The organism is Bradyrhizobium sp. SZCCHNRI1009 (assembly GCF_032487575.1).
GTDB lineage: Bacteria > Pseudomonadota > Alphaproteobacteria > Rhizobiales > Xanthobacteraceae > Bradyrhizobium.
Genome location: NZ_JAUEUL010000003.1, coordinates 75,856 through 101,916, shown reverse-complemented (window position 1 = coordinate 101,916; position 26,061 = coordinate 75,856). Strand labels below are relative to the sequence as shown.

At 65.5% G+C, this 26,061-nt stretch carries 28 protein-coding genes; 14 read left to right on the top strand and 14 right to left on the bottom strand.

Annotated elements, in window-relative coordinates; all coding sequences use genetic code 11:
- Positions 1–113: 113 nt before the first annotated feature.
- The gene (locus QX010_RS07425) at positions 114–512 is read right to left on the bottom strand and encodes a DUF2306 domain-containing protein (protein ID WP_316178607.1); all 399 of its coding nucleotides are present in this window, start codon (positions 510–512) and stop codon (positions 114–116) included.
- Between the two features lie 152 nt (positions 513–664).
- Positions 665–1,162: a single-stranded DNA-binding protein gene (locus QX010_RS07420; protein WP_315711764.1), complete on the bottom strand. Its 498-nt coding sequence runs from the start codon at positions 1,160–1,162 to the stop codon at positions 665–667.
- A gap of 451 nt (positions 1,163–1,613) precedes the next feature.
- On the opposite strand from QX010_RS07420, the gene QX010_RS07415 reads away from it, so the two are divergent.
- The 6 genes from QX010_RS07415 (at position 1,614) to uvrA (ending at position 9,599) form a co-directional block, all read left to right on the top strand.
- Positions 1,614–2,357 carry a porin family protein gene (locus tag QX010_RS07415; protein ID WP_315799855.1) on the top strand — a complete coding sequence of 248 codons (744 nt, stop codon included), beginning with the start codon at positions 1,614–1,616 and terminating at the stop codon, positions 2,355–2,357.
- Between the two features lie 193 nt (positions 2,358–2,550).
- The gene (locus QX010_RS07410; RefSeq protein WP_315799854.1) at positions 2,551–3,306 is read left to right on the top strand and encodes an outer membrane protein; all 756 of its coding nucleotides are present in this window, start codon (positions 2,551–2,553) and stop codon (positions 3,304–3,306) included.
- A gap of 284 nt (positions 3,307–3,590) precedes the next feature.
- Entirely contained in the window at positions 3,591–4,376 is a 786-nt protein-coding gene (locus QX010_RS07405; protein ID WP_316178605.1) for an outer membrane protein, read from the top strand.
- A gap of 212 nt (positions 4,377–4,588) precedes the next feature.
- Positions 4,589–5,329 carry an outer membrane protein gene (locus QX010_RS07400; protein ID WP_315799852.1) on the top strand — a complete coding sequence of 247 codons (741 nt, stop codon included), beginning with the start codon at positions 4,589–4,591 and terminating at the stop codon, positions 5,327–5,329.
- Positions 5,330–5,614: 285 nt separating this feature from the next.
- The gene (locus QX010_RS07395) at positions 5,615–6,259 is read left to right on the top strand and encodes a porin family protein (protein WP_315799851.1); all 645 of its coding nucleotides are present in this window, start codon (positions 5,615–5,617) and stop codon (positions 6,257–6,259) included.
- Positions 6,260–6,536: 277 nt separating this feature from the next.
- Complete coding sequence (gene uvrA, locus QX010_RS07390; RefSeq protein ID WP_315799850.1) at positions 6,537–9,599, top strand: excinuclease ABC subunit UvrA; 3,063 nt, start codon at positions 6,537–6,539, stop codon at positions 9,597–9,599.
- 182 nt (positions 9,600–9,781) lie between these two features.
- On the opposite strand, the gene QX010_RS07385 is transcribed toward uvrA, so the two are convergent.
- The 3 genes from QX010_RS07385 to QX010_RS07375 form a co-directional block, all read right to left on the bottom strand.
- Positions 9,782–10,108: a hypothetical protein gene (locus QX010_RS07385; protein WP_316178602.1), complete on the bottom strand. Its 327-nt coding sequence runs from the start codon at positions 10,106–10,108 to the stop codon at positions 9,782–9,784.
- A 232-nt stretch (positions 10,109–10,340) separates the two neighbouring features.
- On the bottom strand, positions 10,341–10,655 hold the full coding sequence (locus QX010_RS07380) for a hypothetical protein (protein WP_316178600.1): 315 nt from the start codon (positions 10,653–10,655) through the stop codon (positions 10,341–10,343).
- A gap of 161 nt (positions 10,656–10,816) precedes the next feature.
- On the bottom strand, positions 10,817–11,809 hold the full coding sequence (locus tag QX010_RS07375; protein WP_315799847.1) for a lipase family protein: 993 nt from the start codon (positions 11,807–11,809) through the stop codon (positions 10,817–10,819).
- Positions 11,810–12,082: 273 nt separating this feature from the next.
- On the opposite strand from QX010_RS07375, the gene QX010_RS07370 reads away from it, so the two are divergent.
- Positions 12,083–12,727: an HAD hydrolase-like protein gene (locus QX010_RS07370; protein ID WP_316178598.1), complete on the top strand. Its 645-nt coding sequence runs from the start codon at positions 12,083–12,085 to the stop codon at positions 12,725–12,727.
- Between the two features lie 78 nt (positions 12,728–12,805).
- Here the strand turns inward: QX010_RS07370 and QX010_RS07365 are convergent, their stop codons facing one another.
- The 7 genes from QX010_RS07365 to QX010_RS07335 all read right to left on the bottom strand — a co-directional run bounded on the left by QX010_RS07365 (position 12,806) and on the right by QX010_RS07335 (position 19,313).
- The gene (locus tag QX010_RS07365) at positions 12,806–13,819 is read right to left on the bottom strand and encodes a cytochrome D1 domain-containing protein (RefSeq protein WP_316178596.1); all 1,014 of its coding nucleotides are present in this window, start codon (positions 13,817–13,819) and stop codon (positions 12,806–12,808) included.
- Between the two features lie 155 nt (positions 13,820–13,974).
- Positions 13,975–14,544, bottom strand: a complete 570-nt coding sequence (locus QX010_RS07360; RefSeq protein ID WP_316178594.1) for an SRPBCC family protein — start codon at positions 14,542–14,544, stop codon at positions 13,975–13,977.
- A gap of 105 nt (positions 14,545–14,649) precedes the next feature.
- Positions 14,650–15,330 carry a UPF0149 family protein gene (locus QX010_RS07355; protein WP_316178593.1) on the bottom strand — a complete coding sequence of 227 codons (681 nt, stop codon included), beginning with the start codon at positions 15,328–15,330 and terminating at the stop codon, positions 14,650–14,652.
- A gap of 25 nt (positions 15,331–15,355) precedes the next feature.
- Positions 15,356–15,541 (bottom strand): hypothetical protein, encoded by a 186-nt coding sequence (locus tag QX010_RS07350; RefSeq protein WP_316178591.1) that lies wholly within the window; start codon positions 15,539–15,541, stop codon positions 15,356–15,358.
- A gap of 460 nt (positions 15,542–16,001) precedes the next feature.
- A complete protein-coding gene (locus QX010_RS07345; protein ID WP_316178590.1) occupies positions 16,002–16,772 on the bottom strand; it encodes an AAA family ATPase in 771 nt (256 codons plus the stop codon).
- A gap of 75 nt (positions 16,773–16,847) precedes the next feature.
- Positions 16,848–17,705: a PCC domain-containing protein gene (locus tag QX010_RS07340; RefSeq protein WP_316178588.1), complete on the bottom strand. Its 858-nt coding sequence runs from the start codon at positions 17,703–17,705 to the stop codon at positions 16,848–16,850.
- Positions 17,706–17,711: 6 nt separating this feature from the next.
- Positions 17,712–19,313 carry an acyl-CoA synthetase gene (locus tag QX010_RS07335; RefSeq protein ID WP_316178585.1) on the bottom strand — a complete coding sequence of 534 codons (1,602 nt, stop codon included), beginning with the start codon at positions 19,311–19,313 and terminating at the stop codon, positions 17,712–17,714.
- Between the two features lie 256 nt (positions 19,314–19,569).
- Between QX010_RS07335 and QX010_RS07330 the strand changes: the two genes are divergently transcribed.
- From QX010_RS07330 to QX010_RS07320, 3 genes are all read left to right on the top strand, one after another.
- On the top strand, positions 19,570–20,112 hold the full coding sequence (locus QX010_RS07330; RefSeq protein ID WP_316178583.1) for a DUF3828 domain-containing protein: 543 nt from the start codon (positions 19,570–19,572) through the stop codon (positions 20,110–20,112).
- A gap of 6 nt (positions 20,113–20,118) precedes the next feature.
- A complete protein-coding gene (locus QX010_RS07325) occupies positions 20,119–20,391 on the top strand; it encodes a GNAT family N-acetyltransferase (RefSeq protein WP_315799840.1) in 273 nt (90 codons plus the stop codon).
- Between the two features lie 115 nt (positions 20,392–20,506).
- The gene (locus QX010_RS07320; RefSeq protein WP_315799839.1) at positions 20,507–20,671 is read left to right on the top strand and encodes a DUF1127 domain-containing protein; all 165 of its coding nucleotides are present in this window, start codon (positions 20,507–20,509) and stop codon (positions 20,669–20,671) included.
- A gap of 100 nt (positions 20,672–20,771) precedes the next feature.
- Here the strand turns inward: QX010_RS07320 and QX010_RS07315 are convergent, their stop codons facing one another.
- Positions 20,772–21,179, bottom strand: coding sequence for a DUF3597 domain-containing protein (locus QX010_RS07315; RefSeq protein WP_316178580.1), 408 nt, complete (start codon positions 21,177–21,179; stop codon positions 20,772–20,774).
- A 402-nt stretch (positions 21,180–21,581) separates the two neighbouring features.
- On the opposite strand from QX010_RS07315, the gene QX010_RS07310 reads away from it, so the two are divergent.
- Together QX010_RS07310 and QX010_RS07305 are read left to right on the top strand one after the other, a co-directional pair.
- Positions 21,582–22,493 (top strand): DUF2189 domain-containing protein, encoded by a 912-nt coding sequence (locus tag QX010_RS07310; protein WP_316178578.1) that lies wholly within the window; start codon positions 21,582–21,584, stop codon positions 22,491–22,493.
- Between the two features lie 190 nt (positions 22,494–22,683).
- On the top strand, positions 22,684–23,505 hold the full coding sequence (locus QX010_RS07305) for a lytic murein transglycosylase (RefSeq protein ID WP_315799836.1): 822 nt from the start codon (positions 22,684–22,686) through the stop codon (positions 23,503–23,505).
- A 67-nt stretch (positions 23,506–23,572) separates the two neighbouring features.
- Here QX010_RS07305 and QX010_RS07300 read toward each other — a convergent pair whose 3' ends face one another.
- Positions 23,573–23,836, bottom strand: a complete 264-nt coding sequence (locus QX010_RS07300; protein WP_316178946.1) for a hypothetical protein — start codon at positions 23,834–23,836, stop codon at positions 23,573–23,575.
- Positions 23,837–24,313: 477 nt separating this feature from the next.
- Between QX010_RS07300 and QX010_RS07295 the strand changes: the two genes are divergently transcribed.
- Positions 24,314–24,466, top strand: coding sequence for a DUF1127 domain-containing protein (locus QX010_RS07295; RefSeq protein WP_006614327.1), 153 nt, complete (start codon positions 24,314–24,316; stop codon positions 24,464–24,466).
- A 157-nt stretch (positions 24,467–24,623) separates the two neighbouring features.
- Positions 24,624–26,057, top strand: coding sequence for a methylenetetrahydrofolate--tRNA-(uracil(54)-C(5))-methyltransferase (FADH(2)-oxidizing) TrmFO (gene trmFO / locus QX010_RS07290; protein WP_316178576.1), 1,434 nt, complete (start codon positions 24,624–24,626; stop codon positions 26,055–26,057).
- Positions 26,058–26,061: the final 4 nt, after the last annotated feature.

Genomic DNA, 26,061 nt, shown 5'->3' with positions numbered 1-26,061 from the left:
GCTGCCGCTAGCCACCCCCAAGGGGGTTCGGAGCGCGCTTTTTCTGCTCGCCTTTCCAGGGACTTAACCGGTTGCCGCGGCCGCCCATGGCAGGCTCCGGGAACCCTGTTTGGCTATGGGCCGAAGACCACCTTGTGCATGATCCGTCCAGGCATGAGCGTGAACAGTCCGGCAATCACGAGGGCGCCGGAGAACAGCGTGATCATGGCCCGGCGATGGGGCCCCACCCGATGGCGGTGCGCAGCCCACACCGCAACCGGCAGCACGGCCAGCGTATAGAGCGACAGCAGGTGAATCGGGCTGAAGGGACCGACCAGCCGGATGGTGTGAATCCAGAACGAGCTGGCCGCAACGGCGGCCATGAGAGTGACCCAGATCCAGCCGAGCGTTCGATGCGGCAAGGTCCCTTTCGGGGCTGCGAACTGGACCAGCCCCAGTGCGAACGCCGTCATCGCGGCGACAGCGTGCAGCAGGACGGCGGGCTCGGCGGCGAGCAGCGGTGCGAAGCTCATGCAACACCCCGGTGGTCAGGTTACGCACAGCTCAAGCGAACGAAACGTCAGACGCGCGCGATCGCCTGCAATGCGAGACCCGAGGTGATCGCCCCGGCTCCCGTCCCGACACGGACGGAAGCCACCTTGTATCGACCGAGGACGCAGGCGGCTCAGAACGGAATGTCGTCGTCCATGTCGCTGTTGCGTCCGCCACCGCCGGCCGAAGCGACCGCGCGGCGCGGCGGCGCCATCGACGGACCGCTGCTGCCGAAATCGCCGCCACCCATGTCATCGGAGAAGCTGCCGCCCCCGCCACCACGGCCATCGAGCATCGTCAGGGTCGAGTTGAAGCCCTGCAGGACGACCTCGGTCGAGTACTTCTCGACGCCGCTCTGGTCGGTCCATTTGCGGGTCTGCAGCGCGCCCTCGATGTAAACCTTGGCGCCCTTCTTCAGATACTGCTCGGCGACCTTGCAGAGACCTTCATTGAAGATCACCACACGGTGCCATTCGGTCTTTTCCTTGCGCTCGCCGGTCGCCTTGTCGCGCCACGTTTCCGACGTCGCAATGCTCAGATTGGCGATCGGCCGCCCATCCTGCGTACGCCGGATCTCGGGGTCCTTGCCGAGATTGCCGACCAGAATCACCTTGTTCACACTACCCGCCATCACCACTCTCCCGCGGTTCTCGATCATCGGACCGGCCGTCCACACCGGCCTCACGGCGTCCGGTGGCTAACCCTTCCTCTCGCGGCGGACCCTATACGGTTGCCGCGCGGTCCACCCGCCTCGTCCATTGTTTATCCACATATAGCAGGCGGACGGCCATTGTTCCAGTTTTGTTCGCGCGCCTGTGTCTACAACCGTGCGTCGAGTTCCAAGGAACCCGATGGAACCCAATGGAACCGCGAAAAAGTTCCGTCAATCACGAAAAAGCGATTAACTTTCATCAGCTTACATCGCCCCACTTCCTCCCCGCCTGTGGCTTTTGGGAGACGGTATCCAGGGTTGAATCGCGTATATTTGAGGACGGATTGGGGCCGCAAGCGTGGTCGCACCAACTTCACAGACGTGCGTCTCCGGGGACCATTTTGGAGACGCCCAAAGCGGGAGACTTGGGATGAAAAGAATTTTTCTTGGAGCTGTCAGCTTGATGGTTTTGGGGGCGCTGACGCCGGCGGGAGCCGCCGATCTCGCCGCCCGCCCGTACACGAAGGCCCCGGTGATGGCGCCCGCTCCGCTTCCGACCTGGGCCGGCTTCTATCTCGGTCTGCAGGGCGGTGGCGGCTGGGGCCGCAGCGATGAGACCTTCTTCGGTGCGCCGAATACGGCCATCTTCGCCGGCACGCAGCGTTACGACATCACCGGCGGCTTCGCCGGCGGCGTGATCGGCTACAATTGGCAGGTCGACAACATCGTGTTCGGCCTCGAGGGTGACTACCACTGGGCGGACATCGACGGCCGCTCGGCCGTGATCAACGCGGGCGTCGGTGACACCTACTTCACCAAGCTGCGCGGCTTCGGCGACATCAAGGGCCGGCTCGGCTGGGCCACGGGTCCGGCACTGCTCTTCGTCAGCGGCGGTGCCACGGTCGGCGATCTGCAGCACCGCTACGATGGCGTTCCCGGCAACGTGTTCGTGCAGAACGACTGGCGCTGGGGTTGGACGATCGGCGCCGGTGCCGAGTACATGTTCGCTCCGAACTGGTCGGCCAAGGTCGAGTACAACTATCTCGATTTCGGCAAGAGCTCGATCCAGTACTCCCCGGTCGCGACCAACCGCTCGGAGTGGAGCGACACCGTCCATACCGTCAAGGCCGGCATCTCCTACCACTTCGGTGGTCCGGGCATGTCGCGCTACTGATCGCACGCCAAAAGCGAATATGTCGAAAGGCCGGCCTCGCGCCGGCCTTTTTTTGCGTGCCAGAACCGGTACTTGCCGAGCCGTTGTGTCCTTTGGGTGACGGCTTTTTACGGCGGAAGGGGCTATCAAGGTCCGGCGGGTGGGCGTTGGTGAGAGCGTGCGTGCGGGCGTCGGACTTGGTTTGGGGAATGCGATGAGAAGGCTGTTGCTGGGGGCGACAACTTCGCTGGCGCTGGGGATTGCGCCGGCCATCGCTGCCGATCTGCCCGCGCGCACCTTCACCAAAGCGCCTGCGATGATCGCGACGATCTATGATTGGAGTGGTTTCTATGTCGGCCTGAACGCCGGCGGCGCATCCTCCCGCACCTGCTGGACCAACAAGGTCACTTTTGCCGGCGTCGCGGCGACCAATGCCGAGGGCTGCCATGATGCGACCGGCGCGCTGGCGGGCGGCCAGATCGGCTATCGCTGGCAGGCTGGCGGCTGGGTGTTCGGCGTCGAAGGTCAGGGCAACTGGGCCAACCTCAAGGGCAGCAACACCAGCCAGTTCGCCCCGGCCGTGACCAACCAGACCAAGATCAACGGCATCGGCGTGTTCACCGGCCAGGTCGGCTATTCCTGGAACAACGTGCTCTGGTACGTCAAGGGCGGCGCCGCGGTCGCAAGCGAGAAGTACAACGGTCTCGCCACGGCAACGGGCGCGGCTCTCGACCAGTCCAGCGCCACGCGCTGGGGGGCTGCGGTCGGCACCGGTGTCGAGGTCGGCTTCGCCAAGAACTGGTCGGTCGCAGCCGAATACGAGCACCTGTTCATGGGCAACCGCACCCTGGGCTTCTCCGGTGTTCCCGGTGGAGCCGCGGGCCGGACCGATGCGGTCGGCCAGGACGTCGACATGGCGACGGTCCGCGTCAACTATCGCTGGGGCGGTCCCGTCGTCTCCAAGCACTGACCCTCGAGGACAGGCACTCGAAGACTGGCGCGCTCGAAGACTGGCACTCGAGGCCTGACGCGCCAGGCGCTCACCATGCGTGCCCTCGGGACAGCTCCACGATCGGCGCGACGGCCGCGATCTTTACCCGCGCTTAAGCACGTTCGACACATCCCGCCGCACGCCTGCTGCCGATCACGAGTTTAGAAAGCAGTCTCTCCTACAACCAGCCACAGGCCACCTTCGCGTGTGCCCGGATCGGAGGGATCCGGTGCGAGGACAGTTATGGGACTGGGGAGAGACGAATGCAGAAGACGACCTTGATCTTGACCGCTGGAGCCGCGGCGCTGGGACTGGCGCCGGCCTCCGCGGCCGACTTCGCGACGCGCCCTTACAGCAAGGCGCCGCCGCCGGCCTATGTCACGCCGCTGCCGAACTGGGCCGGGTTCTACCTCGGCGTCAATGGCGGCGCCGACTGGAGCCACAACTGCTGGACGCTCAATCGCGTCGGCGGCGTGCCGGTCGTACCGACTCAGTCCGAAGGCTGCCACAATGCCTCGAGCGGACTCATCGGCGGCCAGATCGGCTATCGCTGGCAGGCGGCGAGCTGGGTGTTCGGCGTCGAGGCCCAGGGCGACTGGACCGACCTGAAGTCGTCGAACGCGAGCACGGCTGCGCTGGCTGCAGGCATCACCAACACCACCAAGACCGATGCGATCGGCCTGTTCACCGGCCAGGTCGGCTATGCCTGGGGCAACGTGCTCTGGTACGTGAAGGGCGGCGCCGCCGTCACCCACAACAAATACACCGGCACGGCGAATGCGGCTGCGCCCTTCCCGGTCGGCACGCTGCTGGATTCCGCCAGCGAGACCCGCTGGGGCGGCACCGTCGGCACCGGCGTCGAGTTCGGCTTCGCGCCGAACTGGTCGGTCGCCGTCGAGTACGACCACCTGTTCATGGGGTCGCGCGACATCAGCTTCCCGGCCACCGCCACCGTGCTGTCGCGCGTCGACACCGTCAAGCAGGACATCGACATGGCGACCGTCCGAGTGAACTATCGATTCGGAGCGCCGATGGGCACCCGCTACTGAAAAAAGCCGCCACTCGCACGCATTCGGAAAGGCCGGCCTCCACGCCGGCCTTTTTCGTGTCAACAGCCCGGCAGCGCCGCGGCGTTTTTGTGCTAAATATATGATTTATAACGCTTTTTCGTTTCTGTGGCGGGCGCGTTACAGCGTCTCCGGGATGCCCTGTGTATGACTTGCCCATCGCTTGTCATTCCAACCTCCCGGGGGAGAATTTGATGAAGAAGTTGCTTGTGATCACGACGGCCCTCGCCGGCGTCGCGGCCGCCACGTCCGCGTCGGCGGCCGACATGGCGGCACGGCCCTACACCAAGGCGCCGCCCATGGTCGCGCAGATCCTGAGCTGGTCGGGCCTCTACGCCGGCATCCAGGGCGGCGGCGGCTGGGGCACCAGCAAGGAAACCTTCCTTGGCCGCTTCAATGCGCCGGGCTTCCTGGGCACCCAGAACTACAACACCAATGGCGGCTTCGTCGGCGGCGTGCTCGGCTACAATTGGCAGGTCGACAACGTCGTGTTCGGCCTCGAAGGCGACTATCACTGGGCCGACATCAACGGCCGCTCCGCAGTGGTCAATGCCGGCGTGGGCGACACCTTCTTCACCAAGCTGACCAGCTTCGGCGACATCAAGGGCCGCCTCGGCTACGCCGCAGGTCCCGCTCTGTTCTTCGTGAGCGGCGGTGCCGCCGTGGGCCAACTGCAGCACCGCTACGACGGCGTGCCGGGCAACGTCTTCAGCCAGACCACCACCCGCTGGGGCTACACGGTCGGCGCCGGCGCGGAATACATGTTCGCCCCGAACTGGTCGGCCAAGCTCGAGTACAACTATCTCGACTTCGGCAAGAGCGCGATCCAGTACAGCGCTTTCGCGACCAACCGCTCCGAGTGGAAGGACACCGTCCACACCGTCAAGGTCGGCCTCAGCTACCATTTCGGCGGCCCGGTCATTGCCAAATACTGATACCTGCAACCGATAGGTTCCGAGAAAGGCCGGCGAAAGCCGGCCTTTTTTGTTGCACCGATACCACCGTGCCGGCTCGCCACACACGGAACCAAGCAATTGAGTAACATAGGCTTTCTGGAACTGGGCCGTAAAACGCGGTTTGGCCGCGAGTGTGTCTTCAGGGTGACGGTAATCCGTACGGAACCGGGCTATAGGAACCTCGTCAACTTGAACGGGTGAGTCTGTTTCGTGCGTAAGCTTATCGGTGCGATGCGGACTTCGAGGAATAAACTGGAGACTGGAATGAAGAAGATCTTGCTCGCGACCGTGGCCCTGGCCGCCCTGGCCGCTCCCGCTGCCGCCGCTGATCTCGCCGCACGCCCGACCTACACCAAGGCCCCGGTTCTCGCGCCGGTGCAGACCTGGACCGGTTTCTACATCGGTGCGATGGGTGGCTACGCCAATGAGGATGCTGACTTTGCGGCCATGAAGGGCGGCTTCGCCGGTGGCACCGTCGGCTACAACTGGCAGCAGGGTGCTGTCGTGTTCGGCCTCGAGGCCGATGCTGCCTGGGCTGACATCAATGCCTCCGTCGGCGCGCTTGGCGTGACCGCCGAATCGAAGATCCGTGACTGGGGCACCGTCCGTGGCCGCATCGGTTACGCCTTCGGCCCGACCCTGCTGTACGCCACCGGCGGTTACGCCTGGGCGGACAACCGCATCTCGCTGACGGCTCCGGGCGTCGCCGTTTCGGACAGCAAGATCCACTCGGGCTGGACCGTCGGCGCAGGCGTCGAGTACATGTTCGCCCCGAACTGGTCGCTGAAGGGCGAGTACCTCTACAAGAGCTTCGGTGGCGAGAGCTACACCTTCACCGGCCTCGGCACGCTCGCGACCGGCACGCTCAACGTGCATTCCGGTCAGGTCGGCATCAACTACCACTTCTAAGAACGTCGCCTCCGGGCCAACGCACACAGCCTCCGCTCTGCCAGAGCGGAGGCTTTTTCTTTGCGGGATCGCGCACAGGGCCGGACGGAACCGGCAGCCTCCTGCCATTCGCTGCCATTCCCTGAGCGCATTGTTGATGATTCGCTGACGGTACTGGAAATCCGGCCACGTTCTTCCTACGTTCCGACGATACCTTTTCCCTCTGGCGTCCGATGGCCGGCTCCCGGCAGAACGCGCCTGCAACAATGGCGCGGTCTCGCGCCGTGGGACGATCGTCATGGATGAAGTGCTCAAGGCCAAGCAGCGCGCGCAAGCCAACCAGTCGAGCCTGCGGGCCATCACCATCCGCGGCGCCCGCGAGCACAATCTGAAAAACATCGACGTCGAGATCCCGCGCGACAGGCTGGTGGTGTTCACCGGGCTGTCCGGCTCCGGCAAATCCTCGCTCGCCTTCGACACCATCTATGCCGAGGGCCAGCGCCGCTACGTCGAATCGCTGTCGGCCTATGCACGCCAGTTCCTGGAGATGATGCAGAAGCCGGATGTCGACCAGATCGACGGCCTGTCGCCGGCGATCTCGATCGAGCAGAAGACGACCTCGAAGAATCCGCGCTCGACGGTGGGCACCGTCACCGAGATCTACGACTACATGCGCCTGCTGTGGGCGCGCGTCGGCGTACCCTACTCGCCGGCGACCGGCCTGCCGATCGAAAGCCAGACCGTGTCGCAGATGGTCGACCGCGTGCTGGCGCTGCCCGAAGGCACCCGCCTCTATCTGCTGGCGCCGGTCGTGCGCGGCCGCAAGGGCGAGTACAAGAAGGAACTCGCCGAATATCTCAAGAAGGGCTTTCAGCGCGTCAAGATCGACGGCACCTTCCATGAGCTCGCCGAGGCGCCCACGCTCGACAAGAAGTTCCCGCACGACATCGATGTCGTCGTCGACCGTATCGTCGTGCGCCCCGATATCGGCCAGCGCCTGGCGGAGAGCTTCGAGACCGCGCTGAAGCTCGCCGAGGGCTTGGCCGTGATCGAGTTCGCGGATGCAGCCCCTTCCTCGTCATCACCGGGCCGCGCCGAAGGCGCGAGACCCGGTGATCCATCCTCTTCGAAGGAGATGGATGGCCGGGTCAAGCCCGGCCATGACGAGAAGAAGAAGGTGGCCAAGATCCACGACAAGAGCGGGCCCGAGCGCATCCTGTTCTCCGAGAAGTTCGCCTGCCCGGTGTCCGGCTTCACCATCCCCGAGATCGAGCCGCGGCTGTTCTCGTTCAACAACCCCTATGGCGCGTGCCCCGAATGCGGCGGCCTCGGCGTCGAGCAGCACGTCGATGCCGACCTCGTGATCCCCGACAAGGACGTCACGCTGCGCAAGGGCGCGATCGCGCCGTGGGCCAAGTCGTCATCGCCCTACTACCTGCAGACGCTGACCGCGCTGGGGAAGTTCTACAAGTTCACGCTCGACACCAAGTGGAAGGATCTGCCGAAGAAGACGCAGAACGCGCTGCTGCACGGCTCCGGCGACGACGAGATCAAGTTCACCTATGAGGACGGCGTTCGCGCCTACGACACCAAGAAGCCGTTCGAGGGCGTGATCACCAACATCGAGCGCCGCTTCCGCGAGACCGAGAGCGAGTGGGCGCGCGAGGAGCTCGGCAAGTATTTCAACGACGTGCCCTGCGCCGGCTGCAAGGGTTTCCGGCTCAAGCCCGAGGCGCTGTGCGTCAAGGTCGGCGGCAAGCACATCGGCGAAATCAGCGATCTCTCCGTCAAGGCTGCCGGCGAATGGTTTGCCGAGGTGCCGAAGGCCCTGAACGCGCAGCAGACCGAGATCGCCACCCGCATCCTCAAGGAGATCCGCGACCGCCTGACCTTCCTGCTCGATGTCGGCTTGAACTACCTGACCCTGGCGCGCTCCTCCGGCACCTTGTCCGGCGGCGAGAGCCAGCGCATCCGCTTGGCCTCGCAGATCGGCTCGGGGCTGACGGGTGTGCTCTACGTGCTGGACGAGCCGTCGATCGGCCTGCACCAGCGCGACAATGCCCGCCTGCTCGACACGCTGAAGCGGCTGCGCGACCTCGGCAACACCGTGATCGTGGTCGAGCATGACGAGGATGCCATTCGCCTCGCCGACTACGTGCTCGACATCGGCCCCGGCGCCGGCACCCATGGCGGCAACATCGTCGCCGAGGGCACGCCGGCCGAGATCATGCGCAATCCGGCGTCGCTGACCGGCAAATATCTCACCGGCGAGCTCGAGGTCGAGGTACCCGAGCGGCGGCCACCGAACCATCGCCGCACCATCAAGGTCGTCAACGCCCGCGGCAACAATCTGAAGAACGTCTCCGCCGAGATTCCGCTCGGCCTGTTCACGGCGATCACCGGCGTGTCCGGCGGCGGCAAGTCGACGCTGCTGATCGACACGCTGTACAAGGCGATCGCGCGCAAGCTCAACGGCGCCAACGAGGCGGCCGCGCCGCACGACCGCATCGAGGGCCTGGAGCACATCGACAAGATCATCGACATCGACCAGTCGCCGATCGGCCGCACCCCGCGCTCCAACCCCGCGACCTATACCGGCGCGTTCACGCCGATCCGCGAATGGTTCGCCGGCCTGCCGGAATCGAAGGCGCGCGGCTACGAGCCCGGCCGCTTCTCCTTCAACGTCAAGGGCGGCCGCTGCGAGGCCTGCCAGGGCGACGGCGTCATCAAGATCGAGATGCACTTTTTGCCCGACGTCTACGTCACCTGCGATGTCTGCAAGGGCAAGCGCTACAACCGCGAGACGCTCGACGTGCTGTTCAAGGGCAAGTCGATCGCCGACGTGCTCGACATGACCGTCGAGGAGGCCGCCGAATTCTTCAAGGCGGTGCCGCGCGTGCGCGACACCTTCGAGACGCTCCGCCGCGTCGGCCTCGATTACATCCATGTCGGCCAGCAGGCCACCACGCTGTCCGGCGGCGAGGCCCAGCGCGTCAAGCTCGCCAAGGAATTGTCAAAGCGCGCCACCGGCCGCACGCTCTACATCCTGGACGAGCCGACCACCGGCCTGCACTTCCACGACGTCAAGAAGCTTTTGGAGGTGCTGCACGAGCTGGTCGCGCAGGGCAACACGGTCGTCGTCATCGAGCACAATCTCGAGGTCATCAAGACCGCCGACTGGGTCATCGACCTCGGCCCCGAAGGCGGCGACGGCGGCGGTGAGATCGTCGCCTGGGGCCCGCCCGAGGACATCGTCAAGGCCCCGCGCAGCTACACCGGGCAGTTCCTGAAGCCGGTGCTGGAGAAGTCGGCCAAGCCGAAGAAGCGCAGCCGCGGCGCCGCGAGCGAGGCGGCGGAGTAGTTCCGTCGCGCCGTCATTGCGAGCGAAGCGAAGCAATCCAGGGCCGAACCCGAGCCCCCGGATTGCTTCGTCGCTTTTTGTCCCTCGCAATGAGGGGCGCGATGGATAAACGTCCTCTCCAAAAAGCGAAGCCCGCCGCTCGATCACGAGCGGCGGGCTTCGTCTGTCTGCTCACGTACAACTCACCAGCGATAGTACCCGCTGCGCGTGCCGTTGTTGTTGCCGCCGGGCCCGACATCGCCCTGGGTCGAGCTCGGAGTCGGATGGTTGGTGCCGTTGTAGCCGGCGCCCCAGCCCGGGCCGTCATACGGGCCCGGCGCGACCGCGACGTAGCCTTCCTCATAGACCGGACCCGGCGCCCAGGCGAAGGAATCGCGGTAGGCGTAGGTGCTGGTGACCTGGCCGCCATAGCCGTAGCCACCCGGGCCGTACTCGCCGGCTGAAGCGGCGGCGGTGCCGGCAACCAGCGTGACCGCGGTCAAGGCCGCCAAACCAAACATGCGCGTCATGAACTTGCTCCTTCGTTCCTAATTATCGCGGAGCAAACAACGTAAGGACCCTGCCGGTTCCGCGGCAGGTCACGACAATGCTGCGACACAACGCTTCGCTCACATTGCCGCGATTGAATGATCCAACGCGGCTGCATCTTGGCGGCTCCCTGCGAAAAACGAGCCCGCCACTCGTGTCCGGGCGGCGGGCTCGTCAACTTGACGCTGACTTATCTGAAAGCTCTGAAAGCGACTACCACTGACGATAGACGCCGGTCAGCGTGCCATTGTTGTTGCCAGACGGACCGACATCGCCCTGGGTCGAGCCCGGTGTCGGATGGTTGGTGCCGTTGTAGCCGCCGCCCCAGGCCACTGGGCCAGCCACCGGACCCGGCGCGTAGGCCGGCCCCGGCGCGGCGCCATACACCGGCTCGGAATCCGTGGTCTGCGCCGGCGGCACCCAGGCCATGGAGTCGCCGAAACGGGCATAGCCCTGCGCCGACGCGGCGGCGGTGCCGATCACCACGGTGGCTGCGGCCAGCGCGGCCATCTTGATCGTGCGTTGCATGTCTCTCTCCTTGCTTCTGCACGGGGGCAACCACCGCACGGCGCAAGGCGTTCCTGCAGCGCACACTCACAAAAATCGTGATCAAAGGTTGATCGGCCGTCGCACCGAGCCCCCTTGCAGGACTGAGCGAACCCAGCCCCGCAAAAGCTCCCCTGCGACGCTCAGGCCGCGACGGCGACCGCCCGCGGCCGCGCCACGCCGGTCTTGGTGACTCCCGGCAGCGGCGGCGCCTTCGTGCCGGTCGCATGCGGGAAATACTGCAGCTGCATGGAATGCATGTAGCCGGCTTCCGCGGTCCAGGAGTCGTTCGCCTCGACGATCGGCGTGATCGTGAACAGGTCCGGATTGCTCGGCGCAATCGCGGTATAGGTCGGGATCGATGCGCTGAGCCACTCGAGCGGTTTGTAGATCGAGTAGTAGTTGGTGTCCTTCAGGACAGGCGCCGGCGGCGGATAGGTGCCGAGAATCCCGTTCAGGTTGGCCCAGCCCATCGGCACGATGTCGTTGCTGTTGACCGCCGCGTAATAGGTGTAGCTCTTCGCGAAGGTCGCCGCGAATCCCGCGTTCCACATCGTCGGAGCCGCGAAGGTGTGCGGCCACAGCGTGAACTTCAGCGACGAGTTCAGCTTCGGCAGCTGATCCTGCAGCCATGCCGTCGCCGCCACGGCGAGCGCGCCGCCGAGGCTGTGCCCGGTCACCATCAGTTGCAGGTTCTGCTTGGCCGCGAGGCCGCGCAGATAGTCCAGCAGCGACAGGTCCGTCGTGGGATCGGTGAGCGCGATGACCAGCGCCAGCGCGTCGTTGATTCCGGCGCTGATCTGGAGCGGCGCGCCGGCCTGCTGCGGATACAGCCACGGCACCTGGAAAACCGCGTCGGCATCGGCGAGCACGTTCTCGAAGGCGCCGGCGACCGAGCCGTCGACATCGGTGCCGCGGAACGCCAGCGCATAGCTGCCGTCGCTGCCTTGCGCGACATAGGCGAGCACGCCGTTGTTGACCGCCGGGCCCCAGACGAGCGACCACGGACCGTTCGCGGCGCCCGATGGGACGGACTTCAGCATCGTCACGAAATCGCTCGGCTGAACCGCATCGAGCGCATCGTCGATATAGGCGAAGTAGGACAGATAGGCTGCAGCAACCTTGTTGAGGGCCATGTGAAATCTCTCTGGCTTGAATGATGAAAACAATTTCGATCAAATCGGGCAGGCAGACCCTGATCCGCCGGCGCACCGCGATCATAGACCGCGTCATCTCCAGGTGCACATCACAACATGTTCAACCCCTGATCATCGAACGTCGCCATGGCGCTGCGAGACGCAATGGTCGCGTCTCATTGCGCCCCGCCCCTCCCGTTGCTATGGCGCAGGGCTGTCGCAGCACGACACGCCTCGACGATCATCAGCCCCTCGCCACGCTCACCCCGCGCGATGCCATATTCTCTCGTCATCTTCGATCTCGACGGCACGCTCGCCGACAGCTTCCCGTGGTTTCGGGTCCACGTGAATGCGGTCGCCGCGCGCTTCGGCTTTCGCCAGGTGAAGGACGAGGACATCGACGGGCTGCGCCATGCCTCGACCCGCGAGATCCTCGATTTCCTTCAGGTGCCGCGCTGGAAGCTGCCCTTCATCGCGCGCCACGTGCGCCGCCTGAAGACGGCGCATGCCGCAAGCATTCCGCTGTTTGCAGGCGTCGACATCATGCTCGACACGCTTGCCGCGAACGGCACGACGCTCGCATTGGTCTCGTCGGACAGCGAGGCCAACGCGCGGCAGAAGCTCGGATTGCGCGCCGGTCTGTTCGCCGATTTCGATTGCTCGGCCTCGGTGTTCGGCAAGGCACGCAAGTTCCGCCGGGTGCTGAAGCGGCTGCGCGTCGACCCGGCCCGGGCCATCGCGATCGGCGACGAGACCCGCGACATCGAGGCGGCGCGCGCCGCCGGCATCGCCTTCGGCGCGGTGACATGGGGCTATGCCGCGGAGCAGGCGCTGCGCGACCACCAGCCGGAGATGCTGTTCACGCGGGTGGAGGAGATCGTGGGGCGGCTGGTCGTGCCTGCCGAACGAGATCCGTAACCTGCATCGGCGCCGGGACAGCGACAAATCTCAATACCTGCCCGCGTCTTTGCGAGCGCCTGGTCGTAGCCCAACGCCTCACCGCCGCAGGAACGCGCCAAAGGCGCGCGGACCGTCCCCGACCTTGATCTCTCCCGTGACCTTCAGCGCGGCCACGTCGATGACGCTCAGGATGTTGCTCTCCCAATTGGCGACGATGACGCGCTGGCCGTCGGCGGTCGCCTCGATGCCCTCCGGATAATCGCCGACACTGATGCGCTTGAGCGGCTGCAGGCTCGCCAGGTCGAATACGCTGACCGTGCCGTCATACTGGTCGGTGGCGAAGCCCCTGCCCTGCGCCAGCGCCACCGCATAGGGCCGCAAGCCGGTCTTGACCCGGCCGATCTCGCGGCGCTCGACGAGGTCGATCACCGAGACGTCGTTGGAGGCGACATTTGCCGTGTAGGCGCGCTTGCCCTCGGCGTCGATGGTGACACCGAACGGCCGCGTGCCGACCTTGATGGTCGCAAGGCGCTGGCGCGTCGCCGTGTCGATCACCGAGACCATGTCGTCGTCGCGGTCGGCGGACAGCAGCAGCTTGCCGTCGGGTGTCACTGCAAGCCCCGACGGCGAGGCGCCGACCGTGATGCTGCCGCTCACGCTACGGGTCTTCGCATCGATCACGCGGATCGCGGCGTTGTACCAGTCGGCGACGTAGACCGTCGAACCGTCCGGCGTCACCGCTATGCCGAGCGGCCCGCCACCGACCTCGATGCGGCCGACGACTTTTCGCTCGGCAGCATCGACGACGCTGACGGTCTTGTCGTCCGGACTCGCGATATAGGCGAAGCGGCCGTCGGCGGCGACGGCAACTCCGGCCGGCTTGCCGCCGATCGGAATCGTCGCCACCGGCTTCGAGGTCGCGAGATCGACGATCGTCAGATCGTCGCTGAGCTGATTGGTGACGAAGGCTTCCTCGGCGTGAGCTGCGGTGCCAAGGGCGAGTACAACTGCGAACAGAAGGGCTCGGCCAAAATGAGAGAGAGGACTGGTGGCAGAGTAGCGGACTCGGTGCTTACCTCTCCCCGCTTGCGGGGAGAGGTCGGATTGCATCGCCAGATGCAATCCGGGTGAGGGGGTACAGGTCTCTCCACGAGCACTTCCCGTGCGTCTGCCCCTCACCCCAACCCTCTCCCCGTAAGAACGGGGAGAGGGAGCGCAGTGCCGGCTGGGCGACATCATCGATCCCTAACTACCAATCCGCCCCTTCAGCTACCGCCCTCCACCTTCTTCTTCAGGCCCTCGAGCCCGCCCTTGTAGAGCCCGCTCACCGCGTTGACGGCGGCCTCGTCGTTCAGCTCCGGCGGCGGGTCGTTGTTGGGGAAGCCGCGGTAGAACGCGCCGGTCCATTCGACCAAGCTGCCCTTGCCGTCCGCGCTCGGCGTCACCGCGATGGTCGACGAGTAGTTCGTCACCGGCAGCACCTTCACGTCGACGGCGGTGATGCGATACGAATAGCTCATCTTCTCGGCGTCGTATTTGTAGAGCTCCTCGTCGACGGTGGCGCCGCCCTTCAGGGTCAGCTTGCGCGTTGCGCCGATCTCGTTGCCCTTGTCGCCCGCGGTCTTGTCGACGATGCCGAGCCAGCTCATGTCCTGGAAGTTGCCGATCACGGCCCACACCTTGGCGGGCGCGGCGTTGATCTCCACGTGCTCCTGCACCTTGCGCCGGGTGGGCCCATGCGCTTCCGCCATCGTCAGGGTCGTGATTGTCAGGGCCGTCGTCGCGATCGCGAGCGCCGTCCTTGCGGTCAGCGCCTTGCCGAACACCATCCTCATCTCGTTTCCTCGGTCACTTTCATTGGCCCGCGCATCCGGCGCGGACAGGCCTATCTTTGCACCGCACCGGATTGTTGCAACAAAAAAGACCGTGTCGTGGCCGCCTCAATTCGCGCCGCAGCAGCGCTTGTATTTCTGGCCGGAACCACAGGGACAGGGGTCGTTGCGGCCGGTCTTGCCGAACGAGGCGAACGGATTGGGCTGCCGGGCAAAGTTGGTCGACGTGGGCACCGGCGGCCCGCTCTGCCGGTATTGATACAGCGTCAGCACCGCCTCGCGGATATCAGCCGGCGCCTCGCGGTCGAGCTTGGCGTTCTCGGCACGATCGTCGTCGAGCGCCAGCTCGATCGCCACCATCAGACGCAGCGCCGCCTCGCCCACCTCCCCGTCGACCTGCCGATAAGCCTTGAACCTCTCATGGCGAAGGTCCACGGCCGCCGCAAAACCGTCGATCCACAGCTCCCAGACGACGTCGCCGTTGAAGGCGTCGATTGGAAAACGCGGCTGGTACTGCTCCGGATGCTGCGCGAGCGTCAGCGCGATCTCCCGGTGATAGTCCATGACCAGCCCGAGCACCTCATTGGCATGGTCGATGCTGGAGAAGACGGAGCGATGCCCCTTGCCGAGCCCGAAGGCCGCCGCGAACCATTCGCCCGGAGGAATCGGCTCAGGGAGCACGAGCAGGCCGGCGATGAAGCCGTCGAGCTCCTCCAGCACCATGGCGCGATCATCCAGGGCCAGCAGCGCCCGTTCGAGCTTGTCGTGGCGACCGATCTGCTCCGGCATGCAGCCCCCTCTTCCTTCGCTCCCGTCACGTTCCGAGTCGCCCGACGGGCAAGCCGCGCACATGGCCGAGCCACGACGCGGCCGTTTTGACACCAAAACAGCCGTGCGCAAAACCTAAATTTCCGCACGGGATCAGCGGCATCACCCTTGTCCAGTCCTGCCGCGAAAAATATTCTTCTTTCGTTTTTACGGAATTTCTGTTTTCCTGCATGCGTCCCGTCCTCACGAGAGGGGCGCTTCGCGGTCGTCACGGGCGTGGAGGGCGGGATGCGATGGACGTCACGGGCCCGGTGCTGATGCGCAAGACGACGGGTCGCGGGGCGGACGGCGAAATCGTGTGGTCCTGACCTCCCGACGCTGAGGTCAAATGGGTGTCGATGCCTTCTGGGCGTCGCGCCGATGACGGTGGCCAGAAAGCCCGGTGCACCGAGGAGAGCGCGTATAAGTCGTAAACCGTCGCGCAGGGAAGGCCGGTTGCTCGGCCAATCCTGTGGTTCCTGCCGCCTGCATTTTTTTCGCAGGCGGGCCATGGGTGCGGCCTGCACCCGGCCTTCCCTGCGCCCTCTCACCTTGGGAGGGCGGAATGAATGTCAAAGCTCGGATGCCAGGGCATCGCGAGATCGGTGTCACATGGCCAGTCGCGGCGAGCAATCCAGAGTCGTATGGAGCCCTCACTCCGCGAACACCGCCTGCACGAACCCGTCCGGATTATTGCAGAACTCGCGCATGGCCTTGAAATGATCAGTGTCCTGCACGCGGACGGGCTCCAACCCGTATTTGGTCAACCGCAGCAGCGTCGCGCCCGGATAGGCCATCAGCACCGGCGAATGCGTCGCCATCAGCACCTGGCAATGACTGGAGTCATCCATCCGCCGCATCAGCTTCAAAAACTCGATCTGCCGCGCCGGCGACAGCGCCGATTCCGGCTCGTCGAAGATGTAGATGCCCTGGCGCTGGCAGCGCTCGTCGAAGAAGCGCAGGAAGCCCTCGCCGTGGGAGTGGGACAGGAAGTCCGGCGGCGGCCCGCCGAGCGGATCGTCCAGTGCGGCCTGGTCGAGATAGCGCGCCACCGAAAAGAAGCTCTCGGCGCGGAAGAACCAGCCCTGCGTGATCTTCGGCAGCCAGCTCGCCCGCAGCGCGGCAGCGAGTGCGCCGCCCATGCGCTCCACCGCGCGGCCATGATCAACCGGCATGTAACCCTTGCCGCCGCCGGCCTCGTCATAGCCGGCGAGCGCTGCGATGCCTTCGAGCAGGGTCGATTTGCCGGTGCCGTTCTCGCCGACGATGATCGTAATCGCACTCGTGAAGCTGAGCTCGAACTCATCCTGCAGGAACGGCAGGCAGAACGGATAGGCGGCGCGATCGGAGATCTTGGCCGGATCGAGCCACAGCCGCTTCAGATAAGGGGCTGGCAGCCGGATCTCGCGTTGCTTCCTCGCCATGACGCCTTCACAACCTCGGTGACATCCCCGGCAATCTCGCACATCGCGGCCGCATCGGCCACCGCCGCACCACCGCTATGCCACGACCTCCAGCACCAGCTCCATGGTCATCAGCACCGGATTGTCGCCGCGGACGAGGCGGCCTTGCGCGAGTGCGCCGGTGTAGTCGACCAGCGCGACGTCAACGATGGCTTCAACGCCGTCGTCGCCGGGCGCGATCGTGCCGGCGGTGATCGTCAGCTCCGTCGCGAACGGCTCGACGACGCCGCCGTCCTCGAAGCGCGCCCCGATGGTCGAGCCGACGCCGCCGCGAATGCGCGCTTTGCTGATCCGCTGCGCCCGGCAGAACGCCTCGAGGCAGCCGGCGAAATCCTGGTTCGGCCGCAGCCGCAGCGCGAAGGCGCGGCGATCCGTCGTGGCAGCGCTCGGCGCAGCCGTCACCGGGCCGAACAGCCTGAAGCCGGTCTCGGGATCAGGCGCGGCCGTGAAGATCGCGCCATCGAGCCCGAAAGCCTCGACCTCGAACGGCTCGGCGACGATGGTCTCCTCCGGCAGGATGTGCCCTCCGCCGGCGCGGCCGCCCTGTTCCGTCCACAGCGCGTGGCAATGGAAGAATGGCGCCCCGTCGCGCACGCCGAGCGTCATCGTCGCGGTCGACAGCCGCGTCACACCGGCGGGCCGATAGGTCTCGCTGTAGAACGCGGCATGATCCGCCGTCTTCGACAGCGCCGGCATGACATAGGCGAACGGTCCGAGCGCCCCGCCTTTGATGTCGAGCACGCCACCGGCAAAGCCATTGGCCGCGAAGCCGCGGCGCGCGGCTTCCAGCAGCGGCAGGCCTTTTTCGAGCGTGAACGTGAAAGCACGGCCGCGCGCCGCAACCCACTGGATGCGGTCGGCCACGGGCGCGCCGGGCTGGATGATGGATCGCATCACGCGTCAGTCCTGCCTGGTGAGATCGAGCAGGCCGCGCGCCTCGAGCTCGTCGCGCACCAGACGCTTCGGAATCTTGCCATAGCCCGATTTTGGCAACGCGTCCCAGAAGAAGAACCGCTTCGGCATCTTGTAGCGCGGCAGCTTGGTCGCGAGATAGCCGGCGATGGCGCTCTCGCTCGGCGCCGCCGCGCCCTCGCGCGCGACGCAGACGGCGACGCCGACCTCGCCCCACACCGGATCGGGCACGCCAAGCACGGCGACCTCGCCGATATCCGGATGCGTCAGGATCTTTTCCTCGACCTCGCGCGGATAGATGTTGGAGCCGCCGGAGATGTACATGTCCGACGCGCGGCCGGTGATGTAGACGAAGCCGTGTTCGTCCATGTGGCCCAGATCGCCGGTGCGGAACCAGCCGTCGCGAAACGCCTTCGCGTTGGCCTCCGGATTGTCGTAGTAGCCCGCGAACACGGCCGGTCCGATGACGCAGATCTCGCCAGTCTCGCCGGGCTTGAGCTCACGCCCCTGATCGTCCTGGATCGAGACCTGCATGCCCGTGCGCTCATAGCCGCAGGTGCCGATCCGCGCCTCCGGTCCATCCTCTTCCTCATGCGCCGCGGCCGGCAACACCGTGATGTTGCCGGTGACCTCGCCGAGACCGAAATACTGCACGATCACCTTGCCGAGCCGCGCGAGCGCGCTCTTCTGGTCCTCGCGATACATCGGCGCGCCGGCATAGATGACATGCCGCAGCGAAGAATGATCGAACTGGTCGACCGCGGGATGCTCGACCATCATCTTGAGGATGGTCGGGACCGTGAACAGGTTGCTGACGCGATGCCTCTCGATCAGGCGGAAGGCTTCGGTGATGTCGAACTTCTCGCTCGGCAGCAGCACCGTCCGGGCGCCGCGCGCGCTCTGCATCAGCTGGTGCACGCCGGCGCCGTGCGACAGCGGCGCCACGACGAGAGACGCGTCGTGTTCTGTCGTGCCCGGCGTCAGATCCGCGAGATGATTGGTGATGACGAACGCCATCTGGCCATGGGTCAGCACCGCCGCCTTGGAGCGGCCCGTGGTGCCCGAGGTGAAGAAGAACCAGCAGGGATCGTCGTGCTCGACGGCCGCATTTGCGACCTCTGCGCCCGCATGCGCCTGCATGGCGTCGGCCACGGAGCGCGCGCCGAAGCTGCCGCCCTCGCCGATGCGCCACGTGAACTCCGTGGTCGTCACCGCCGCAGCATGCTCCGGAAAATCGCCATGGCAGAGAAATGCCTTGGCGCCCGAGGCGGTCGCGAGATAGGCGACCTCGTCCGGCATCAGTCGGAAATTGGTGGGCACCCAGACCGCGCCGAGCCGGAACGCGGCGAACATCGAGACGAACATCTCCTCGCAGTTCTTGGAGTGCACCAGAATGCGATCGCCCTTGGCGATCCCCCGCTCGGCCAGCGCCGCCGCGAGCGCCGAGACCATCGCGTCGATTTCGCGCCAGGTCCACGACCTCTCGCCCCAGACGAAGCCGACGCGATCGCCAAGCCGGCGGCCATTTTGCGTAACGATATGCGCGAGGTTCATCACCCGGCGGGACATGCGCAGGGGTGCCGGTGTCATCGACAACCTCTCGCGCCGCTGCAGCTGACGAACAGACCCATGGAAGCGTCCCCTCGATCGATCCTTCAGGCGATCTCAGCCGCCCGATACCCTTTGGGCCTGTTTATCCCGGTCCTGCTCGCCCTCGCAAGGCCGGCCTCCCCATCGCACCCATGCGGTGGCGTGTTTCGAACGGATGCAGATGCCGCGCGACAAACCGTGGCCGGCCGCGCATTTCTTCATATCACCGCGCGCCGAATCTGATTTGAGGACAACCATGATCGATCGTCGCTTCCTGCTTCTCGGCCTCGCTGGCGTGCTCGCCGCTTCTCCGCTGCACGCGCAGGCGTCTTCTTCCAACGAGCCCGTCGGCATCATGACCGCGATCTACACCCGCGTCGCCAAGGGCAAGGGCGAGGATGGCGGCACCTTCGTCATCGAGGACAAGGCGGCGCGCGCGAAATATCTGTCGAAGTCGCTGGCCGCCCAATGGGCGAAAATGGACGCCCGCACGCCCAAGGGCGAGGTCGGGGCGATCGATTTCGATCCCGTCACGAATTCGCAGGATCCCGATGTCGCCTCGTTCAAGGTAACGCCGGAAATGCAGGACGGCGACAAGGCAACCGTTGCTGTCAGCATTCGCGGCCACCGCACCGAGCGCAAGGAACAGGCCGACGACATCATCCGTTACGACCTCGTGCGCGAGGCCGGCCAATGGAAGATCGACGACATCCGGGGTGCGGTCGATGGCAAGCCATGGTCGATCCGTACACTGCTGGCGGAGTTCCTCAAGATCACCGAGAAGCCCAAGCGAAAGTAGGGACGCATGACTGATGTCCGTGACAACAAGGCCGGGAGCCGCTTCGAGCTCGATATCGATGGCCACGTCGCGTTTGCCGATTACCGGGCCACGCCGCAGGGGGTGATCATCACCCACACCGAGACCCCGCTACCGCTGCGCGGCCGCGGCATCGGTTCGCAGCTCGTGAAAGGCGCCCTCGCGCTGATCCGCGCCGACGGCCGCAAGGTCATCGCGGGCTGCAGCTTCGTCGCCGACTACCTCCGTGACCATCCGGAGAATCGGGATCTCATGGCCTGATGGGCCGTGGAATTACCGGACGAGACGATTGGACGGTGCGCTTTAACGCAATGGCTACCTGGATGGATCAGCAATCCCCCGCCGAACAAGCAACCAGACCCATGGGGAGAGGCACATGTTCATCACAGCCATTTTCGACGTTCTCAAGCGCTACGTTCACTACCGCACCCAGCTCGCCTATCTCGACCAGCTCGACGAGCGCACGCTGCGCGACATCGGCTTCGAGCGCGACCAGCTGCACGCGGAGGCCTGGGAACGCGCCGGCTTCGTACACGTCTGAGGCGCTGGCGCAGCCTCGCGCTCGACGCGATCCAAGACGACAAAGGCCCGCACGATGGCGGGCCTTTCGCTTTCTTGTTCTTGCCGTGAGCGGCGCACGCTCAGTGCTTGATCTCCGGCGGCAGCTTGCCGCCATTGGCGGCGAGCTTGCTCATCACCTGCTTGTGCAGCCACACGTTCATGCTGGCGGAATCGTTGGTGTCGCCGCTGTAGCCGAGCTCCTTGGCGAGCTCCTTGCGCGCAGCGAGACTGGAATCGATGTCGAGCGCCTTCATCAGGTCGACGATCGAGGTCCGCCACTCCAGCTTCTCGTGCTTGGCAGCCGCCGCCTTGTCGACGATCGCAGCCACATCGACATTTTGCGGCGCAGCAGCCGGGGCTGCCGTCGGGGACGCGGCCGCGCCGCCTGCCGGCGCGGTACCACCAGCGGCGGGCGTGCTGCCGCCGGCCGGTGCCGCCTCGGCATGATGGCCGAAAATCGCGCCCATGATCTTTCCGAAAACGCTCATCAATGGCTCCCAATGGATGGTGATCGTAAGAAGAACTCGGCCGGCGGCCTTCCGTTGCGGAGACGCCCGTCGGAGCCGCCCCGCCACCGCCGTGGCCTGCCAAACGCGAACACGGCGACCAATGTGAAGCTTACCCAAGGCGGAATGACGGCGGAACGACTTTATTGGACCATGCTCCAGCTTCTGCGTGAGCGTTCCAGTCTAATGCACTGCGACATTCACAGCCCTCACCGAGGCGTGAGTAGGCGCAGCCTGTTTTGGCACTATCCTGATGACTTCCGTTCGCGAATGGCCGTCCCGAGGTTCGTCGCGTCTGGCCATCCGCGAACTTGTTCCAACGAGAAGCGCAGCCCGCCTGCGTGGTTGGGAAGCGCCCTACGCAAGTTGAGGGAGCACACGACGATGGCCACCTACCACAGCAATGCTGCCTCCCACGTGCGGGCGGCAGACGAGGTCGCGGCTGAGCTGACGATTCGTACGATCGACATGTCGAGCCTGATGCGCGCGCTCCGGCTCGGCTGGGATGACTTCAAGGCGGTGCCGAGTCACGCCGTGATGCTATGTGCGATCTATCCCGTTCTCGGCCTGGTGCTGGCGCGCGCAGTGTTCGGCTATGCGGTGGTGCCGCTGTTGTTTCCGCTGGCGGCGGGCTTCGCCCTGCTCGGCCCGTTCGCCGCGCTCGGTCTCTATGAGCTCAGCAGCCGCCGTGACCGCGGCGAGGACACCAGTGCCTGGGACGCCCTGGAGGTGCTGCGGTCGCCGTCGTTCGGCTCGATGCTCGGACTGGGCACGCTGCTCCTCGCGCTGTTCGTCACCTGGGTCGCGACGGCGCAGGCGATCTACGTCGCAGTGTTCGGCTATGGCGGCGCGACCGGTGTGAGCGATTTCCTGCAGCGGGTCTTCACCACACCGCAAGGCTGGTGGCTGATCGCGGTCGGCTGTGGCGCAGGCTTCCTGTTCGCGCTGCTGGCGCTGTGCCTCAGCATCGTGTCCTTCCCATTGATGCTCGACCGTCACGCCGGCGCGCTCGAAGCGGTGGTCACCTCGCTGCGCGTGGCGGCCAAGAATCCAGTTCCGGTTGCGGCCTGGGGCCTCATCGTCGCAGTGCTCCTGGTGGCCGGCACGATCCCGTTCTTCCTCGGCCTCGCCGTCGTGATCCCGGTGCTCGGCCACGCCACCTGGCATCTCTACCGTGAGGCCATCGCGATCCATCCCGACGCCGCCCGGATCGTGCCGCCGGCCCCCCGCAGCTCCAAGCCCGCGGCGGATTTCCCGGCGAACCTGTTCCCGTGGCGCTCGCGTGACCAGATGTGAGGACGCCGCGATGAATCTTCACTGCCGCCGGCCTCCAGGCCGGCGGTCGCGTCGAGTGGCCGCAGAGTGTGGCGGCGCTCACGAAATCCGACGCCAATGTGATCGAAAGGCCTTGCTGCTGCCGCGGTTACGCCCGACATGGAGCACGCCCAGCAACGCCTTTTGAATCCATTGCCGTCCAGGTGTTTCGATGATTGCTCGCGTTCTCGCCGTTTCCGCTCTTGCCTGTCTCGCTGCCCTCACCCCCCTGTCAGCGCCAGCGCATGCCGCGGTACCCTGCGGCAACGGCAATTTCGACGGCTGGCTCGCCGAGTTCAAGACCGAAGCGGCGGCCAAAGGCATCTCGCAGAACACGATCAATGCGGCGCTGACGGGCGTGACGCCCGACCAGAGCGTGCTGAACCGCGACCGCGGTCAGAAGGTGTTCAGCCAGACCTTCGAGGAGTTCTCCGGGCGCATGGTGCCGCCGCGCCTGACCCGCGGCTCCAACATGCTGAAGCAATACGGCTCGGTGCTGTCGCGGATCGAGCAGAGCTACGGCGTGCCCGGCGAGGTGCTGGTCGCGATCTGGGGTCTCGAGACCGATTTCGGCGTCAACGTCGGCAAGTTCCCGACCATCCGCGCGCTCGCGACGCTGGCCCATGACTGCCGCCGCGCCGAGCAGTTCCGCGGCGAGTTGCTGGATGCGCTGCGCATCGTCGACCGCGGCGACCTTCAACCGGCCGAGATGCACGGCGCCTGGGCCGGCGAGATCGGGCAGACCCAATTCATGCCGTCGTCCTGGATCAAATATGCCGTGGATTTCGACGGCAATGGCCGGCGCGACCTGATCCGCAGCGCGCCCGACGTTCTCGCCTCCACCGCGAACTATTTGAAGGGCTATGGCTGGCAGAAGGGCAAGGACTGGGAGCCCGGCGGCCCGAATTTTGCGGTCATCCAGCAGTGGAACAAGAGCGAGGTCTATGCGCGGACGATCGCGACGTTCGCGACCCAGCTGGCGCGGGCGCCGTAGGAGGGAGAGTGAGGCCGATCGCGGCATCGCGACCGGCCGTTCGTTCGATGATGCTGTGATACGCCCGCTACTTGCTCATCCCGGCCTGCATCGCCCTGGTCAGGTGCATGCTGCAGGCACCCATCTTGCCGCTCAGAAGCGCGTCTTGCGCCGCCGCGATCTCTTTTTGCGCCGTGTATCGGGCGTCGCCGTCGGCCATGGCCTCGATCGCCGTCTCGGTCTTTTCCAGGTTGGCCCCGCTGCAGCCGGCGCCATGCATCCGCGCGGCCTGAGCCGGACCGAACGCCACGATTGCCGCAGTGATGAGCGCGGCCCCAAACAGTTTGTTCATTGTTCTTCCTCGCTGGTGCGGCGGCATCGGCATCATTGCCGGATACCGCGACACTTTGTCGCACCTTCCGCAAGATGGCACGAAATGAAATCGCCGCGAGCGATCCGTGATGGCGAGCCTTCCATTCGACAGGTAAAGCCAAAATAATGAATTTATATTCATTATATCAACCCATGCATTTCGCGAGGTACGGGCCGGGCGGGCACCTCCAAAACTTGTCCAGCATCGGAGTTGGCATTACGCGATCCGGCAATCCGAACGAGCGATTGAAAAACCGCATGAATACGGGGTTTTTTGCAATTCGCTCAGCAGCTGGGCGCCCTGCCCGATTCTTACCCAAGCGTTACTCAAGCTATGCGCCGAGGGGTTAGCTGCATCGCAACATTCACGCTTCCGCATCGCAACATTCCCTTCTATGTTCATTTCAACGATGAAGTTCCAACGAAGAACTGAATCGCGAACTAAAGGAGATTTCTCATGTTGCTCTCGCTCATCCGCATGGTTCAGGCGTTCCGTGAGTATCAGCGCAACGTTGCCGAGCTGTCGCAGCTCAGCGATCGCGAACTCGCCGACATCGGTCTCGATCGCTCGGACATCCCGCGCGTTGCTGCCGGTCACTACAACGGCTGATCAGCCCTCTTCCGATCTCTACCGGACATCGCCCGCCTCGCTGCGGGCGTTGCCGTTTTCGGGCGGTTCGCACACGGCGACACACGCGCCCGCTTTCTCGCGCCGAGCCTCACTGGCGCATTTGCAGCGCTCGGGAAAAGCGCTACCTGTCCCGCGCATGACAGGCTCCAAATCACCTTCGAAGACCGTCCACATTGTCGGTGCCGGCCTCGCCGGCTCGGAAGCCGCCTGGCAGCTCGCCGAGGCTGGAGTCGACGTCGTGCTGCACGAGATGCGGCCGGACCGCATGACCGAGGCGCACCGGACCGCGACGCCGGCCGAGCTCGTGTGCTCCAACTCGTTCCGCTCCGACGACGCGGCCAATAACGCGGTCGGCCTCCTGCATGCCGAGATGCGTCGGCTCGGCTCGCTGATCATGCGGGCCGCCGACGCCAACCAGGTCCCGGCCGGCGGTGCCTTGGCCGTCGACCGTGACGGCTTCTCGGCCGCCGTCGCAAGCGCGCTGGAAGGCCATCCGCGCATCGAGCTGCGCCGCGGCGAGATCACCGGCCTGCCGCCGGCGGACTGGGAGAACGTGATCATCGCCACCGGTCCGCTCACCTCGCAGCCGCTGGCCGAGGCCGTCCGTGACCTGACCGACGAGACGGCGCTCGCCTTCTTCGACGCCATCGCGCCGATCGTGCACAAGGACACGATCGACATGTCCAAGGCCTGGTTCCAGTCGCGCTACGACAAGGTCGGTCCGGGCGGCACTGGCGCCGACTACATCAACTGTCCGATGACGAAGGAGCAGTACGACGCCTTCGTCGCGGCGCTGCTCGCCGGCGAGAAGACCGACTTCAAGGAGTGGGAGACCAACACGCCCTATTTCGACGGCTGCCTGCCGGTCGAAGTGATGGCCGAGCGCGGTCACGAGACGTTGCGCCATGGTCCGATGAAGCCGGTCGGCCTGACCAATCCGCACAATCCGACCGTCAAACCCTACGCGATCGTGCAACTGCGCCAGGACAACAAGCTCGGCACGCTCTACAACATGGTCGGGTTCCAGACGAAACTGAAATACGGCCCGCAGCAGCAGATCTTCCGCACGATCCCCGGTCTCGAGAACGCCGAATTCGCGCGGCTCGGCGGGCTGCATCGCAACACCTTCCTCAACTCGCCGAAGCTGCTCGATGCGCAGCTCCGTCTGCGCGCGCAACCTCGGCTTCGCTTTGCCGGCCAGATGACGGGATGCGAGGGCTATGTGGAGTCGGCGAGCATCGGCCTGATCGCAGGCCTCTACGCCGCCGCCGAGGTGCGCGGCGCCGATCTGCTGCCGCCACCGCCAACCACCGCGCTCGGCGCCCTGCTCGGCCATATCACCGGCGGCCACATCGAGACGATCGACGGCGCGACGCGCTCGTTCCAGCCCATGAACATCAATTTCGGCCTGTTCCCGCCGCTGGCGGCGGCCCCCACCCGCAAGCCGGACGGCACGCGGCTGAAGGGCAACGAGAAGACGGTGGCGAAGAAGCAGGCGATGAGCGCCCGCGCGCTGGCTGATCTCGACCGCTGGATCGCCGAGCACCTGCGCGTCGCGGCCGCTGCGTGAGAGC